This is a genomic window from Acidobacteriota bacterium (assembly GCA_009861545.1).
GTDB lineage: Bacteria > Acidobacteriota > Vicinamibacteria > Vicinamibacterales > UBA8438 > WTFV01.
This window is the reverse complement of record VXME01000110.1, coordinates 70480-85612: the sequence shown is the minus strand read 5'-3', so window position 1 is coordinate 85612 and position 15133 is coordinate 70480. Positions and strand designations below refer to the sequence as shown.

The window sequence follows — 15133 nt, the reverse complement described above, 5'->3', positions numbered from 1 at the left end:
CACGTCGGCGCTGTCGCCCTCAAGGCAACCCAAACGCCCAGAACCCAAGCCGGGACGCTATCGCGACGTACTGCCGCCCCCCGACCATGTAGGTCATCGGCGACGCTCTCCACTCCTGGTTGATCTGCCGGTGCCAGATCGGCTCGCCGCTCCGCGCATCCAGCGCGGCGAACGCGCCGCTGTTCTCCCCGAAGAACACCACGTCGCCGTCCGTCGACAGGACGCCGGAGAAGGTGCGCGCCTCTCCGGACTGCGCATAGCTCCACACCGTCCGGCCGGTCTGGATGTCGAGCGCGCGGATGAACTTCTGGTTCGGGGCGCCGTCCGGGAGCCAGGTCGTGCCGCCCATCCAGTTTCGGCCGCGCTGCCACTCCTCGTCGGTCTTCGTGTACGTGTTGCACGATTCGAGCGCCATCATGTAGAAGAGCCCGGTTCCGGGGTGGTAGCTCGACGACCACCAGTTGGTCGCGCCGTAGATGGCCGGGCAGGTGACGGTGCCGGCCTCGGTGGGGAAGGACTCGGGCAGGACGATGGGACGCCCGGAATCGTCGAGCCCTTCGGCCCAGGTCTGGTTGACGAACGGCTCGCCGAGGAGGAACTGCCCGTTGGTGCGGTCGAGCACGTAGAAGAAACCGTTGCGGTTGCCCTGGATGAGCAGCTTGCGCGGCCGGCCCCGGAACTGCTCGTCGATCAGCAGCAGCGGCTCCTGCGCATCCCAGTCGTGGGTGTCGTGCGGCGTGAACTGGAAGTACCAGATCATCTCCCCGGTGCGGGGCCGCAGCGCCACCACCGAGTTCGTGTACAGGTTGTCGCCCGGGCGCCGGTCGCCGTTCATGTCCGGGCAGGGGTTGCCGGTGGCCCAGTACAGCAGGTCGAGCTCGGCGTCGTAGCTGCCCGTCAGCCAGGTGGCGCCGCAGCCGCGGCGCAACACCTCCGGGTCGCCCCAGGTCTCCGATCCCGGTTCCCCGGGCGCGGGAATGGTCCAGAAGCGCCATGCGCGCTCGCCCGTCTCGGCGTGATAGGCGTCGAGGAAGTCGCGCAGCCCGGTGTCTCCCGCGCTGATGCCGGCAATGACCAGATCGCCCACCACCAGCGGCGCCACGACGGCGCCGTAATGCTCGCGGTAGTCGTCCATCTCGATGTCCCAGACCAACTCGCCGGTGAAGCGGTCGAGGGCGATGACGTGGGCGTGGTCGGTGACGCTGAACACGAGGTCGTCGCGCACCGCGACCCCGCGGTTGAGGCCGATGCCCGGGTCGCCGACCAGACCTTCCGTGCGTGGCTGCGCGTAGCGCCAGATCTCGCGCCCCGTCGCCGCGTCGAGCGCGTACATTTGGTTCACCGCGGTGACGTACATCACGCCGGCAATCACCACCGGTGTCCCCTCGATCATCGGCATGTCGGGAATGGGATAGAACCACTGCATCGACAGCCCGCCGATGTTGTCCCGGTTGATCTGGTCCAGCGGACTGTGGCGGTTCCCGGAATAGCTGCCGTGGTAGGACGGCCAGTCGACGTACGGCTCGATGGCCGCCTCGCGGTAGGCGTCGCCCTCGCGGCGGAGCAGCACGATGTCGCCCCCGGCCGTCCGCAACTGTGCGTCGAACCCGCTCTCGTTGAGGATGGTGCCTTCCAGCGCATCGCCCCCCGCGAGCGGTATGGAGGCGGCGCGCGGTTGCGGCGCCCGCGGATCACGGGCCGCCGGCGGCGCCGCGGCGGCCAGTTCCTTGAGGTAGGCGACGAGCGGCGTCAGCTCCTCGTCCGGCATCTCGATGCCGGGCATGCCCCGCGACGGCACCCCCTCGGTGATGATGCGCGCCAACTGCGCCGGTCCGCTCGCATCCAGCGTCGCGAGAATCGACCCGGCGCGGTCGCTGCCCGCGGCGTTGCCGCCGTGGCAGAGCGCGCAGCGGGTGCGGTACGACTCCTCGCCGTCGGCCGCGGCGAGGCTCGCCGTCGAGAGGACCAGAACGGCGACGATGGCCAGGAGTCTGCACCGTAGAACGCAACGGCGTGAGTTCTGCGGCGCAGATTCCTGGGGTGGTGGGGGCTGGGGCCGAACGCGGCGCCTTGGCGACGGGTTTGGCGGCGCAGAGATTCTCATGACCCCGCCATGATACGACGGTGGCTGCCGGCATCGGCGCGACTCCCAACGTCCTCTTGACATCTAGAGGAGCCATGAGCCATCCTTCCTCTAGATGGCTAGAAGACTCGAAGACCTTCGAGGCTCGCTCGATCTGGTGATCCTGAAGACACTCTCGCTGGCGCCGACGCACGGTTGGGGCATCGGCTAACGGATCCGGCGGATGTCCTCGGGGGTGCTGGAGGTCAACCAGGGCTCGCTGTATCCGGCCCTCCAGCGCCTCGAGAAGCAGGGGCTGATTCGCAGCGACTGGGGAACGACCGACAACAACCGGCGGGCGCGCTACTACCGGTTGACGCCGTCGGGCCGGCGCGCGCTCGGCGACGAGATCGACAGTTGGGAGCGCTTCGCCGAAGGGCTCGGCGCGGTGTTGCGGAGCACGTGATGCGGTGGATGGACGCCGCCCGCGCCCGTATCCGCCTGCTGCTGTTCCGTGAAGAGGTCGAGCAGCGGATGGACGAGGAGTTCCGCTTCCATCTCGACATGGAAACGGCGCGCCTGGTGCGCGAGGCGGGAATCGACCCGCGGGAAGCGCGTCGGCGGGCGCGCGCCGTCTTCGGCGGCGTCGACGCGCACAAGGACGCGGTGCGTGACGGCCGCGGCGGCTGGGCCTGGCGGTCGGGACTCCAGCTCGGGGTGGCTCGCGACATCCGCGACGGCCTCCGGTCCCTGGCCAGGCGCCCGGCGTTCACGGCGGTCGCCGTTCTCTCGCTGGCCCTCGGCATCGGGGCCAACACGGCCATCTTCAGCCTCGTCAACGCGGTGATCCTTCGGGATACCTCGATCGAGCGGCCGGAAGAGGTGGTCAACCTCTACTTGCACCAGGCATCGTTCGAGTTCGGCACGTTGTCGTACCCCGATTTCGAGGACGTCCGCGACGGCACCGCCGCGGTGTTCAGCGACATCGCGGCCTCGCATTTCCTGCCGCTGACGATCGACCGCGGCGAGGGCGGCGGCGTCGGTCTGGCGCCGGCGGAGGCGGTGACCGGCAGCTACTTCCCGATGCTGGGCATCGAGGCGGCGGTCGGACGCACCCTGCTGCCGAGCGACGACGTCTCGCGCGGCGGGCACCCGGTCGTGATGCTCGACTATCGCTACTGGCAGAGCGCCTTCGCCGGCGACCCGGACGTCGTCGGCCGCGAGATGCGCGTCGGCGGCCGGGCGTACACGGTGATCGGGGTGGGGCCGCCCGAGTTCGCGGGCACCGTCCGCGGCCTTGTGCCGACGTTCTACGTCCCGTTCATGATGGCCGAGGAGCTGAACGGATTCCCTCTGTTCGACGAGCGGGGCCACACTTCGCTCTTCGTCAAGGCGCGTCTGCGGCCGGGCGTCACCCTGCCCCGGGCCGAGGCGGCCGTCGGGGCGATAGCCGCGCAGCTCACCCGGGACCGCATCGAGAACTGGGATCCGGCCGGGCAGTTCGCGCTCCTCCCGCTCACCGACGTGCTGCTGTTCCCGCCGATGGACGTCTTCATCCGGGCGGCGGCGTGGCTGCTGATGGTGGTCGTAGGGCTGGTGCTGCTGCTGGCGTGCACCAACCTCGCCAGCTTCCTGCTCGCGCGCGCCCTCGACCGGCGCAAGGAGGTCGCGGTGCGGCTGGCGTTGGGCGCGTCGCGCGGGTCGCTGGTGCGGCGGCTGCTGACCGAGACGACGCTGCTGAGCCTGCTGGCCGGGGGCGCCGGCGTCGGGCTGGCGGTCTGGTTGCTCGACCTGCTGTTGACCGCGGACCTCCCGCTGCCGACGCCGGTCACGCTCGATCTCGGTCTCGACGGAAACGTCCTCGGGTTCACGTTCGGCGTCTCGGTCGCGGCCGGCGCGCTGCTCGGCCTGGTGCCGGCGCTGCAGAGCACCCGGCCGGACGTGGCCGGCGCCCTGAGAAGCGAGAACGCCGGGGGCGGCCAGCCCGGTCAGCTCCGGTGGCGCAACGCGCTGGTCGTCGTGCAACTGACGATCTCGCTGGTGCTGCTGGTCGGCGCCGGGTTGTTCCTCCGCAGCTTTCAGCGGGTGCAGTCGGTCGACCCGGGCTTCGGCCGCGAGCCGACGGCGCTGATGACCTTCCAGACGCCGGCTACCCGGTTCACGCCCGACGAGGCGCGCGTCTACACGCGGCGCCTCCTCGATCGCTTCCGGGCGCTCCCCGGCGTCGAGGCGGTCGGCGCCATCAGCAACCTGCACCTGAACCCGCTCAGCCAGAGCTCGAGCGACTTCAACGTCGACGGGTTCGAGCCGCCGACGGACCACGGCGCCTTCATCGCGGACCGGGTCGCGGTCGAGCCGGGGTTCTTCGCGGCGGCCGGCATCGAGATCGTCCGCGGGCGCAACTTCCACGACGCCGACCGGCCGGACACCCGGCCCGTGGTCATCGTCAGCGACGCGATGGCCCGGCGCTTCTGGACGGACGGCGACGCGGTCGGCCGGCTCGTCCGGCGGCGCGGCGACGCTCCCCCCTGGCTGGTCGTCGGCGTGGCGAGCGACGCGAAGGTGAGGCAGCTCGGCGAGTCGCCCCGCAACATGGTCTATCTGCCGTACTCGCAACGGTTCACGCCGTCGCTGACCGTCGTGGCGAGGACGTCCCTCGACCCGGAGCGGGCCGCGCTCGCCCTGCTGGCCGCCGGCCGCGCGCTGGATCCCGACCTGCGGGTCCTCGAGACGAAGACGATGGAGCGCCACCTGGCGCTGATGCGGCTGCCCCAGCAGCTCTCCGCCTTCATCCTGTCGGCGTTCGCGGTGCTGGCGCTGGCGCTGGCCGCGGTCGGCCTCTACGGGGTGGTCAGCTACGGCGTCGCCTGGCGGACGCGCGAGATCGGCATCCGGCAGGCGCTCGGCGCCGACGGTGGCCGCGTCGTCCGGCTGCTCGTCACCAGCGGTCTCAAGCTGGTGGTCCTCGGCGGCGCGCTCGGTCTGGCGCTCGCCGTCGCCGCGACCCGCCTGCTGGGCGGGCTGCTGTTCGAGGTCGACGCGCTCGACCCGCTGACGTTCGTCGGCGTGCCGCTGGTGCTCGGCGCCGTGGCCCTTCTCGCAGCCTGGCTGCCGGCCCGCCGCGCCAGTAGGGTCAGTCCCATCGTGGCGCTGCGGACCGACTGAGCGCCGGCCGGTCCGAGCGATAGGATCCCGGGGTACGCTCACACACGCCCATGCAGCACAGACCTTCGCCGTCTTCCTGGTTCCTGACCGTCGCCTTCGTCGCCGGATTCGCGGTCCTCGGCGTCGCCGGCAACCAGACCGTCCCGCCGGACCCCGAGGACCCGGCGCTGCGCGAGATCATCGACCGGGGCCTCGAACGCGCGGCCTGGGCCGAGGAGGAGGGTTTCGAGACCCGCTACCGGCGTGCGATGACCCGGCGCGTCCAGCGGTTCGACGGGGACGGCGAGGTCACCGACGACGAGACGCTGCGCTACCAGGTGGAGCCTTACCAGGGCGCCCTGTTCGCCCGGCTGATGGCCAGGGACGGCGAACCGATCGACGCGCGCGGGCGGCGCGAGCAGGAGCGGCGCTGGGAGGAATTCCAGGTCGAGATCGACGACCCGGAGAAGCGGGCGGCGCGCGAGCGGGAAGCGGAGGAGAACGAGATCAGGTTCGACGAAGAGCTGATCGGCCGGTACACGGCCAGGCTGGACGGGGTGCAGGACCTGCGGGGTCGCCCCAGCCACGTCATCACGTTCGAGCCCCGGCCGGGGAGGCTCCCGGTGCGCAGGCGGATCGACCACGCCCTGAACCGGTCGCGGGGCGAGGTCTGGATCGACACCGAGACCTACGAGATCGCGCGGGTCAGCTTCCAGTTGATGGACCGCGTGCGCCTCTGGTGGGGCATCATCGGCTCCATTTCCGACGCCACCGGGCGCCTCGAACGCCGGCCCGTCGCGGGAGACGTCTGGCTGGACACCGAATTCGAGATCTACTTCCACGTGCGGGTCCTGTTCCGGACCACCCGCCGGAACACGACGACGCAGTGGAGCGAGTTCGAGCGCGCGGACTGACGGGCCGCCGTTGCTGGACGACGCGGCTTGGGGGCTGGTGCGGCACGCCGAGCGCACGTTCAGCCGGTCGGCCGCAGCGTGCCCTCGACATACTTGTGGAGCACGCTGGAGATCAGAGTCTGGTAGGGGATGCCCTCCGACAGGGCTCTTTTCCTGAGCGCATCCAGGTCCCGGCTGGAAATCCTCACGTTCACTCGCCGATCCTTGCGGAACGTCGCTGCAGCGTACTCGCGGTGCGCCTTCAAGATCGCCGACCGGTCCGGCGGGGACTGCAGCGTACCCGCCTCGAAGGCCTTGACGATTTCCCGTTCCTCCCTGGTCAGTTGCGCCATCATGACTCTCCCAGGTACCGCTTCGCGGCCGCTCGACTCGGGATGATGGTCTTGAGAAACACCTCCGCTTCCGATTCGACGAACGGGACGAGATACGCGTAGCGGATTGTATGCCTTATGTCATCACTGGGTCGCGTGGACACGCTGGCGCTCGATCACCTGTTCATCGTGTGCCCCACACGCGAGGCCTGTCAGGTCGACCATGGCATAACCATGCTGCCGGACACCGCGGTGGTCGATCTGCGTGCCCGGATCGCGGCGCTTTGAAGCGGCAGCCAACCGTTGATTGTGCGAGCGCCGGTCGGATACGATGCGGGATTCCGTGTGTTGCGCGCGGCGCCAAGCTGGCCCCGTGCATGTGTGGTCGGCCTTCGGCAGACGAGCGTAACGGGCAATGCACCATGGGAAAGCCAGAAAGGCTCGCGTCACTGCTCCTGCTGCTGTCGCTCGCGAGCGCCGGGCTCCAGGCCAACGAGCCCGATTCCCGGCTGCCGGAGCTGGCGCGTGCAGGTGATCGCGCCGCGGTCGCGCGCCTGCTGCAGGAGGACGGCGTAGACGTCGACGCGACGCAGGTGGACGGCACCGCCGCGCTGCACTGGGCCGCCTACGACGACGACGCCGAACTGACCGGGCTGCTGCTCGATGCCGGCGCGGATCCCGACGCCGTCAACCGGAATGGATCCACCCCGCTCGCCCTTGCCTGCGCCAGCGCCGGTACCGCCGTGGTTGCGCGCCTGCTGGACGCGGGTGCGGACCCGCATCTGGCGCCGACCGGGGAGCCTCCGATCCTGACTTGCGCGCGCACCGGGCGTGTCGCCGCGGTCAGGGCGCTGCTTGCCCGCGGGGCCGACATCGACGCGGTGGATGCCTGGCGGGGCCAGACCCCGCTGATGTGGGCTGCCGCCGAGAACCACGTCCCGGTCATGAACTTGTTGCTCGAGGCCGGCGCTGCCGTCGATGCTTCCTCGACGGGCGGCTTCACGGCGCTGATGTTCGCGGTGCGCCAGGACGCCCGCGACGCGCTGCGACTTCTCATTGCGGCGGGCGCCGAGGTTGACGTTCACCAGCCCGACCCCGCCGCGCTGGCCGCCGGCCGTGAGCCCGCCACGGGAAGTCTGCTGAGCATGGCCGTGACCGTCGGCCATTACACGGCGGCGGCGATGCTGCTCGAGGCGGGCGCCGACCCGAACGCGCGCGACGGGCGCGGTAACGCCATCCTGCACGACCTGGTGCGCGCCCGGGCGCCGCAGCGCCGCGTGGCCAACCAGTTCGTCGACGGCACGGGACGGGATCATTCCCAGCTCGACGGCCTGGACCTGATGCGCATGCTCCTGGAGCGCGGCGCGGATCCCAATGCCCGGACGGAGCCGGTGCCGATAGTGCACGAGCGGTGGACCGACGAGGGCATCTTCAGCGCCGGCCGGCCCCTCATGGACAACCGGGTCAACCTGGGCGGGGCGACGCCGTACCTGCTGGCCGCCCAGGCGGCCGACGTGGAGGCGATGCGCGTGCTGGCCGCGCACGGCGCGGACGAGCGGCTGGCGACCTACGCCAACAACACGGCCGTGATGCTGGCCGCCGGGGTGGGATACGTCGAAGGATCGCGGCCGTTCCGCTCCGAGGGGAATGCGCTCGAAGCGGTCAGGATGGCGCTGGCCGCCGGCGTCGACGTCAATGCGAGCAACGCCAACGGCCAGACGGCGCTGCACGGCGCGGTCTACCGGGCCGCGAACAGCATCATTCGGCGCCTGGTCGAGGCCGGCGCCCGGACGGATTTCCAGGACGAGCTGGAACGGAACCCGCTGGATCTCGCCGAGCAGGGATTCAACCAGGTGGCCAGCGTGATCCGGCGCGACAACGCGGCGGCGCTGCTGCGGGAGCTCGGCGCCGAGCCGACGCCGGCGTCAGAGGACGATGCGGACCGCGCGGTCTCGCGTTGATGACATGCGGGGTGTGCGAGGCACGGAAATGAAGATGTCGATCGGACGGCGGGCTGTTCGGGGTGAGCCGTCCGTCGTTGCGGCGACGCCGCGGAGCACGGAGGTGACGATGGCAGTCGGACGGCGCGTCCGGCGACTGCGACACGTGGGGTTGGCGCGGCTGGCCGGCAGTCTGCTGGCCGGCAGTTTGCTGACCGGCATCGCTCCTGCCGAGGCGTCGCAGGCCGCCGTGGCTGCCGCGCCAACGGCCTTGGTGCAGGCGCCGCGAGCCGTCGGCGCCGCACCCGCCGCGGCGGCGCCCGACGACCACGCCGCGCTCGTGCAGCGCTATTGCGTGACCTGCCACAACGGCCGGTTGCGGACCGCCGGCCTTGCTTTGGACGCGGTCGAGGTCTCCGCGGAGCACGTCGCCGCCCACCCCGAGCTGTGGGAGAAGGTCGTCCAGAAGCTGCGTAGCCGCACCATGCCCCCGGCGGGGCGCCCGCGGCCGGCGGGGGCCGCGTACAGCGCCTTCGCCTCGTGGCTGGAGACGACGCTCGATACGGCCGCGCTCGCGCGCCCCAACCCGGGTCGCCCGCTGCTGCACCGGATGAACCGCACGGAGTACCGCAACGCGGTGCGCGATCTGCTGGGCGTCGATGCCGACGTCAGCGCGTTGCCCGCTGACGATTCCACCTACGGCTTCGACAACATCGCGGACGCCCTGGGGGTGTCCCCGCTGCTCATCGAGAGCTACGTGACGACGGCGCGCAAGGTCAGCCGGCTGGCCGTCGGCAGCCCCGCGATCCCGGCGGCGACCGTTACCTACAAGACGCCGGAAGACCTGACCCAGGACTACCACCTGCGCGACCTGCCGCTCGGCACTCGCGGAGGCGTCCGCGTGGCGGAGCACTTCCCGGTCGACGCCGAATACGAGATTCGCGTGCGGCTGCGGCGGACCGCGGTGGGCGCCATCCGCGGGATCGGCGAGGAGCATCGGGTCGAGCTGACCCTGGACGGCGAGCGGGTCGCCCTGTTTCCGGTCGGCAGCGAGGACGCCTACCGGCCGATCGTGATCAACGAGCAGAACCCCGGCCAGACTGCCACGAAGGCGTTCACCGCGGACGAGTCGATGCGCGTGCGGCTGCCGATCACGGCCGGCCGTCACGAGATCGTCGCCTCGTTCGTGGGCCGGCCCGCGGCGCTGTCGGAAGAGGTCGCGAGGCCGTTTCTCCGCAGCTACGTCGGTACGAGCAGCCGCCGGGGGTTGCCGGATGTCGACCGCGTCCTGATCGCCGGGCCGTTCGACGCCGTGCGGCCGGAGGACACGCCGAGCCGGCGGCGCATCTTCACGTGCCGTCCGGAGGGCTCCGCCGACGAGCTGCCGTGCGCCCGCTCGATTCTCTCGCGGCTGGGTCGCCTGGCCTACCGCCGGCCTCTCGAAGCGCCGGAGCTCGACCGGCTGATCGACTTCTACCGGGAAGGCGGCCGCGACGGCGGCTTCGAGGCGGGTATCGAGCTGGCGCTGCGCTTCGTCCTGGCCAGCCCGCAGTTCATCTTCCGCCTGGAGGCCGAGCCCGCCGCTGTCGCGGCCGGCGCCGTCTATCCGCTGGCGGACCTGGACCTCGCCTCGCGGCTGTCGTTCTTTCTCTGGAGCAGCATCCCGGACGAGGAGTTGCTGGCGGCGGCCGAAGGCGGGCGCCTGACGGATCCGGCGGAGCTGATGCGGCAGGTGCGGCGCATGCTGGCCGATCCCCGCGCGTCGGCGCTGGTGGAGAACTTCGCCGGCCAGTGGCTGTACCTGCGGAACCTGGGCAATACGCATCCCGATCCGCCGACCTTCCCGGACTTCGACGACAACCTGCGCCGCGCGCTGCAGCGCGAGACGGAGCTGTTCTTCGAGAGCATCCTGCACGAGGATCGCAGCGTCCTCGATCTGCTGACCGCCGACTACACGTTCGTGAACGAGCGCCTGGCGCGCCACTACGGGATGCGGGGCATCTACGGGGATCGGTTCCGCCGCGTGCGCGTGACCGACGCGGCGCGGCGCGGGCTGCTGGGCCACGGCAGCGTGCTGACGGTCACCTCGTACGCGACGCGGACATCCCCGGTGCTGCGCGGGAACTGGATTCTCGAGAACCTGCTGGGCGCGCCCCCGCCGCCCCCGCCGCCCGACGTGCCGGACCTGGAGGACACGGGCAGCGCCGAGGGCCTGTCCATCCGCGAGCGCCTGACGCGGCACCGCGCGAACCCCGCCTGCGCCACGTGTCACGCGCGCATGGATCCGTACGGGTTCGGGCTGGAGAACTTCGACGCGATCGGCCGCTGGCGCGGGACCGGCGCCGACGGGCAGTCGATCGACGCCTCGGACGTCCTCCCCGACGGGACCGCGTTCGACGGTCCGAGCGAGCTGCGGGAGGCCATCCTGCAGAGGCCCGGGACGTTCGTCGAGACGTTCACGCGCAAGCTGCTGACGTATGGGATTGGCCGGGGGCTGGAGTACTACGACGCGCCCGCGGTGCGCAGGATCGTCGGGCAGGCGGCCGACCGGGACTACCGGTTCTCGTCGATCGTCGCCGGCATCGTGATGAGCGATGCATTTCGCATGAAGATGAAGCGGCCCGCTTCGGATGAGACGGCGGGCGCAAGGGCGGCGGTGCCGTAGCCGGTGGGCGGCGTATCGTCAGTGAACGGGAGGGAGCGACGCAGATGATCATCACGAAGAAGGCCTTGCCGCGGCGGACGTTCCTGCGCGGCGCCGGCGCGACGCTGGCGCTCCCGTTGCTCGACGCCATGGTGCCCGCGCTGTCGGCCATGTCCCGCACGGCGGCGGCGCCGGTGCGCCGGCTCGCGTTCTCCTACATCCCGAACGGCGCGATCATGGAGCAGTGGACGCCGGCCGCGGCGGGGACGGCGTTCGATCTGCCGCCGATACTCGCGTCGCTGGAGCCGCACCGCGACCGGCTCGTCGTCCTGTCGGGCCTCGACTCGCGCCCGGCGGAGGCGGCCGAGGGCGAGGGCTCGGGCGACCACGCGCGGGCCAGCGCGGTGTGGCTGACCGGCGTGCATCCCAGGCGGACCCAGGGGGCCGACGTTCGCGGCGCCAAGACCATCGACCAACTTGCGGCCGACGAGCTGGGCCGCGAAACGCAGTTGCGCTCGCTGGAAGTGGCCGCCGAGGACTTCACGGCCGTCGGCGGGTGCGACATCGGCTACTCGTGCAGCTACGTCAACACGCTGTCGTGGCGCACGGCGACGACGCCGTTGCCCATGCAGACCGATCCGCGCGTCGTCTTCGAGCGCCTGTTCGGGGAGGGTCTCGGTGCGGAGGAGCGCCGGCGGCAGCTCGGCCGGGACCGGAGCATCCTGGATGCCATCGTCGGCGAGGTGGGCCGCCTGCGGACCCGGCTCGGCGCCGCCGACGCCGCGCGCGTGCACGAGTACCTGGACAGCGTGCGCGACGTGGAGCAGCGCGTCCGCAAGGTGGAGGCGCGCGTCGGCGAGCACATCGAGCTGCCGGAGATGCCGGTCGGGGTGCCCGAGCTGTACGACGACCACGTGAAGCTGATGTACGACCTGCAGGTGCTGGCCTTCCAGACCGACGTCACGCGCGTCAGCACGTTCATGCTCGCGCGCGAAGCGTCGACGCGGACCTACAGCCACATCGGCGTGCCCGATCCGCACCACGCCATCTCGCACCACGGCAACGCGGCCGACAAGGTGGCGAAGCACGCGAAGATCAACACGTACCACGTCAGCCTGTTCCGCTACTTCCTGGACCGGCTGCGCGAGACGCCGGACGGCGACGGCACGCTGCTGGATCATTCGCTGCTGCTGTACGGCGGCTGCATCAGCAACGGGAACCTGCACCTGCACACCGATCTGCCGGTGCTGCTGGCCGGCGGCGCCGGGGGCCGGCTGCAGGGCGGCCGCCACGCGGTCTGTGCGGACGGCACCCCGCTGACCAACCTGCTGCTGTCGATCCTGGACAAGGTGGACGTCCACCGCGACCGCCTCGGCGACAGCACCGGGCGCCTGGCGGAGATCTGAGGAGCTCTATCGGGAGCCCGTCGCTCGTTGACTGGTCAGAGTGGGTGGGCGCCCGGGCCCGTGCTGGGACGCCGGGCGTCCGTGGAGAAGGCGTGACGCCGGGTGGTGCGCTTGCACCAGCCCGGCGCCGTGGTCTGCGGTCAGAAGATCGCGATCGGGTTGAGCGGTGAGCCGGTGCCTCCCTCGACCGGGATCGGCCCGGCGGTCAGCATGAACTCCCAGCGGTTCTCCTGCGCCGCGGTCTCGGCCAGCGCCTCCAGGTCCATGTTGTCGAAGATGTGCGTGCCGAGCCCGGCGATGAGCATCGTGTGGACGGGCTGGGTGACGCCCTCGACCAGCGACGGCATCACGTCGCTGGCCGCGTCGCTGCCGACGATGGCGACGCCGCGCTCCTTGATCCAGGGCAGCACCGACGCGTGCAGCCCGGCGCTGTTGCCCGAGACCTGCCACGGCCCGAGCGCGGCGCGGCGCGCCCAGCGGCCGGTCCGCACGAAGACGACGTCGCCCGGCGAGACCGTGACCCCGGCCATCTCTTCCCAGGCCTCGATGTCCTCGACGTAGATCGGCGTCTGCGGCTCCAGGTACGGCACGCCCTTCAGGCGCGCGAAGTCGAGCAGGATGCCGCGCGTGACGATGCCCTGCTTCAGGTTCTGGATGCCGAGCTTGCCGCAGCCCTCCTCCAGCGAGCTCGCCGACGGCGGGATGTCGTTGTACATCCGGTCGTTCCACAGGAAGTGGCAGAGCGAGTCGATGTGGCTGACCCCGTAGCCGTGGTATCGGAACTCGTACGTATCGCTCCGCAACGACGCGCCCATCGTGTGGTTGAACGCGGCGTCGGGGTTGTCCACCGCCTCGTCCGGCATCGGGTTGTGCGCCAGCGACACGGTGATGCCCCGCTGCACGAGCGCCGCCGCTTCGCGCGTCTTCTCGGGCGTGATCAGATTCATCGTGCCGAGCTCGTCGTCGGCGCCCCAGCGGCCCCAGTTGTTCAGCTCCTGGAACATCGCGTCGAACTCTTCGACGTTGCGCGGGTTGCGCGGCTCCTGGGTTTCGACGGTGACGGCGGCGGCGAACGCGGCCGCGGCGACGAGTGCGACGAGCCTGAGGAATGCCGTGCTGGATCTGCGAGTCATCTGCGTGCTCCCCCCCGATACGCGTGCCTGATGATGTATCGACGCAGAGCATTATGTTCCAACAGCTCGTGACGGGAGCTCCGAGACGCAGGGATGGGGCCGAACACGGAGCCCGGCGACGGGTTTGGCGGCGCGCCCCGAAACGCCTCGCAGGCTCGGAGTCCTTGCCCATCCCCCCACTCCATGACCTTGCGCCTCGGAACTCCGCATCGCTGCGTTCTGCGGCGCGAGCTTCTAGAATCCACGGCGTGCCTGCGTCCGCCAAGGATGTTGCGAGTGAGCCGGGAAAGGAGAACGGCATCCGCGCGCGCCGGGAGCGGGCCGCCGCGGGCGTCCGCGCGGCAGGCGATTGGTTGCGGCGCCTGGGCGCCGCCGCGGCTGGCGCGTCCCCGGACGGGCGACTGACCGTTGCGGTCGACGTCCGCGCGTTCTGGGAGCCCCTGACCGGCGTCGGCTGGTACCTGTACGAGCTCCTCCGGCACCTGGCCGCGGCGGAGGGGCTGCGCCTGCGGCTCTACGGACCGACGCTGTTTCCCAACCCGGACGCGCCGGGTCCGGTCGTGGACCCGCCCCGCGGCCCGGCCATCGAGATGGTGACGGGGCTGGCGCCGCCCGGCCGGTGGGGCCGGCGGCGCAGCGTGCTGCGCGCCCTGCGGCTGATGGAGCCGCTGGTCTTCGCCCTGCAGCGCAACGCGGTGCTCTTCGCGCCGAACTTCATACTGCCGCGGGCGTTTCGGCTGTCCCGCGGAGCGACCGTGGCGACGGTCCACGACCTCGCGTTCCGCCGGCTGCCGGGGACGGTTCGCGAGGAGACGCGCGCCGCTCTCGATGCGCAGTTCCATCGCACGCTGGCCCGCGCGAGCGCCGTGATCACCGTGTCGCGCACGGTTCGCGACGAGCTCCTCGCGACCGAGGCGATCGGGGCGGCGCGGGTCACCGCGATTCACCACGGTCCGGGGCACCTGTCGACGCGGAAGGGCGGGGCGCCGCCTCCCGGAACCCCCGGGCGCTACATGCTGCACGTCGGCACCATCGAGCCGCGCAAGAACATCGAGCTGCTGCTCGGCGTGTGGGAGTCGTGGGTGGCCGACGACCCGGCGGCGCCGGCGCTCCTGCTGTGCGGCCGGCGGGGCTGGAAGAGCGAGGCGCTGCACGCGGCGTTCGACCGCGCCGCCGCGGCCGGCTGGCTGCATCATCCCGGCTACGTCGACGACGACGCGTTGGCCGCCCTCTACCGCGGAGCGCTCGCCGTCGTCTGTCCCTCGCTGTACGAGGGCTTCGGCCTGCCGCTGGTCGAGGGAATGGCGGCCGGCACGCCGGTCGTGGCGAGCGACATTCCGGTGTTCCGGGAGGTCGCCGGCGATGCGGCCGTCTTCGCGCCGGTGCACGATCCCGCGGCCTGGAAGCGGGCGCTGGTCGCGCTCGCGCACGACGAGATCCTGCGCGGGCGTCTGGCCGAGCTGGGACGGGAGCGGGCCGGGGGGTTCGACTGGGCGGCGGCGGCGGCGCGGACCGGCGAGGTCCTGCGGCGGGCGGCGCGGGACGGGTGAGCGCGCGCCGGCCGCCGCCGGCGGCAGCG

9 protein-coding genes and 1 pseudogene are annotated in these 15133 nt (G+C 71.4%); 7 read left to right on the top strand and 3 right to left on the bottom strand.

Translation table 11 applies throughout. The annotated features are described in order from the left end of the window. Nucleotides 1-19: 19 nt before the first annotated feature. Complete coding sequence (locus F4X11_18090; protein MYN66915.1) at nucleotides 20-2167, bottom strand: PQQ-binding-like beta-propeller repeat protein; 2148 nt, start codon at nucleotides 2165-2167, stop codon at nucleotides 20-22. A gap of 31 nt (nucleotides 2168-2198) precedes the next feature. Here F4X11_18090 and F4X11_18085 point away from each other — a divergent pair. The 3 genes and pseudogenes from F4X11_18085 (at nucleotide 2199) to F4X11_18075 (ending at nucleotide 6120) form a co-directional block, all read left to right on the top strand. Further along, nucleotides 2199-2528: pseudogene (locus tag F4X11_18085) on the top strand (PadR family transcriptional regulator). Beyond that, nucleotides 2528-5227, top strand: coding sequence for an ABC transporter permease (locus F4X11_18080; GenBank protein MYN66914.1), 2700 nt, complete (start codon nucleotides 2528-2530; stop codon nucleotides 5225-5227). The pseudogene F4X11_18085 and the gene F4X11_18080 overlap by 1 nt, the downstream one beginning before the upstream one ends. 50 nt (nucleotides 5228-5277) lie before the next feature. Continuing rightward, nucleotides 5278-6120, top strand: coding sequence for a hypothetical protein (locus F4X11_18075; protein MYN66913.1), 843 nt, complete (start codon nucleotides 5278-5280; stop codon nucleotides 6118-6120). A gap of 59 nt (nucleotides 6121-6179) precedes the next feature. Here the strand turns inward: F4X11_18075 and F4X11_18070 are convergent, their stop codons facing one another. Continuing rightward, nucleotides 6180-6452: an antitoxin gene (locus F4X11_18070; protein ID MYN66912.1), complete on the bottom strand. Its 273-nt coding sequence runs from the start codon at nucleotides 6450-6452 to the stop codon at nucleotides 6180-6182. A 110-nt stretch (nucleotides 6453-6562) separates the two neighbouring features. On the opposite strand from F4X11_18070, the gene F4X11_18065 reads away from it, so the two are divergent. From F4X11_18065 to F4X11_18055, 3 genes are read left to right on the top strand one after another with little or no spacing between them, the layout of a single operon-like run. Beyond that, nucleotides 6563-8392, top strand: a complete 1830-nt coding sequence (locus F4X11_18065; GenBank protein MYN66911.1) for a hypothetical protein — start codon at nucleotides 6563-6565, stop codon at nucleotides 8390-8392. Continuing rightward, nucleotides 8367-11036, top strand: a complete 2670-nt coding sequence (locus tag F4X11_18060) for a DUF1592 domain-containing protein (GenBank protein ID MYN66910.1) — start codon at nucleotides 8367-8369, stop codon at nucleotides 11034-11036. The genes F4X11_18065 and F4X11_18060 overlap by 26 nt, the downstream gene beginning before the upstream one ends. Before the next feature lie 44 nt (nucleotides 11037-11080). Continuing rightward, the gene (locus F4X11_18055) at nucleotides 11081-12421 is read left to right on the top strand and encodes a DUF1552 domain-containing protein (protein MYN66909.1); all 1341 of its coding nucleotides are present in this window, start codon (nucleotides 11081-11083) and stop codon (nucleotides 12419-12421) included. A gap of 140 nt (nucleotides 12422-12561) precedes the next feature. Here the strand turns inward: F4X11_18055 and F4X11_18050 are convergent, their stop codons facing one another. Next, nucleotides 12562-13554 (bottom strand): cyclase family protein, encoded by a 993-nt coding sequence (locus F4X11_18050; protein MYN66908.1) that lies wholly within the window; start codon nucleotides 13552-13554, stop codon nucleotides 12562-12564. Here F4X11_18050 and F4X11_18045 point away from each other — a divergent pair. Then, nucleotides 13530-15104: a glycosyltransferase family 4 protein gene (locus tag F4X11_18045; GenBank protein ID MYN66907.1), complete on the top strand. Its 1575-nt coding sequence runs from the start codon at nucleotides 13530-13532 to the stop codon at nucleotides 15102-15104. The two genes, F4X11_18050 and F4X11_18045, sit on opposite strands and share 25 nt — an antisense overlap. The last annotated feature ends 29 nt before the right edge of the window (nucleotides 15105-15133 follow it).

Coding starts and splice junctions, on each gene's coding strand:
- F4X11_18090 (MYN66915.1), bottom strand. CDS start 2,167: ATGTCAAGAGGACGTTGGGAGTCGCGCCGATGCCGGCAGCCACCGTCG.
- F4X11_18080 (MYN66914.1), top strand. CDS start 2,528: ATGCGGTGGATGGACGCCGCCCGCGCCCGTATCCGCCTGCTGCTGTTC.
- F4X11_18075 (MYN66913.1), top strand. CDS start 5,278: ATGCAGCACAGACCTTCGCCGTCTTCCTGGTTCCTGACCGTCGCCTTC.
- F4X11_18070 (MYN66912.1), bottom strand. CDS start 6,452: ATGGCGCAACTGACCAGGGAGGAACGGGAAATCGTCAAGGCCTTCGAG.
- F4X11_18065 (MYN66911.1), top strand. CDS start 6,563: ATGCCTTATGTCATCACTGGGTCGCGTGGACACGCTGGCGCTCGATCA.
- F4X11_18060 (MYN66910.1), top strand. CDS start 8,367: ATGCGGACCGCGCGGTCTCGCGTTGATGACATGCGGGGTGTGCGAGGC.
- F4X11_18055 (MYN66909.1), top strand. CDS start 11,081: ATGATCATCACGAAGAAGGCCTTGCCGCGGCGGACGTTCCTGCGCGGC.
- F4X11_18045 (MYN66907.1), top strand. CDS start 13,530: ATGCCGTGCTGGATCTGCGAGTCATCTGCGTGCTCCCCCCCGATACGC.
- F4X11_18050 (MYN66908.1), bottom strand. CDS start 13,554: ATGACTCGCAGATCCAGCACGGCATTCCTCAGGCTCGTCGCACTCGTC.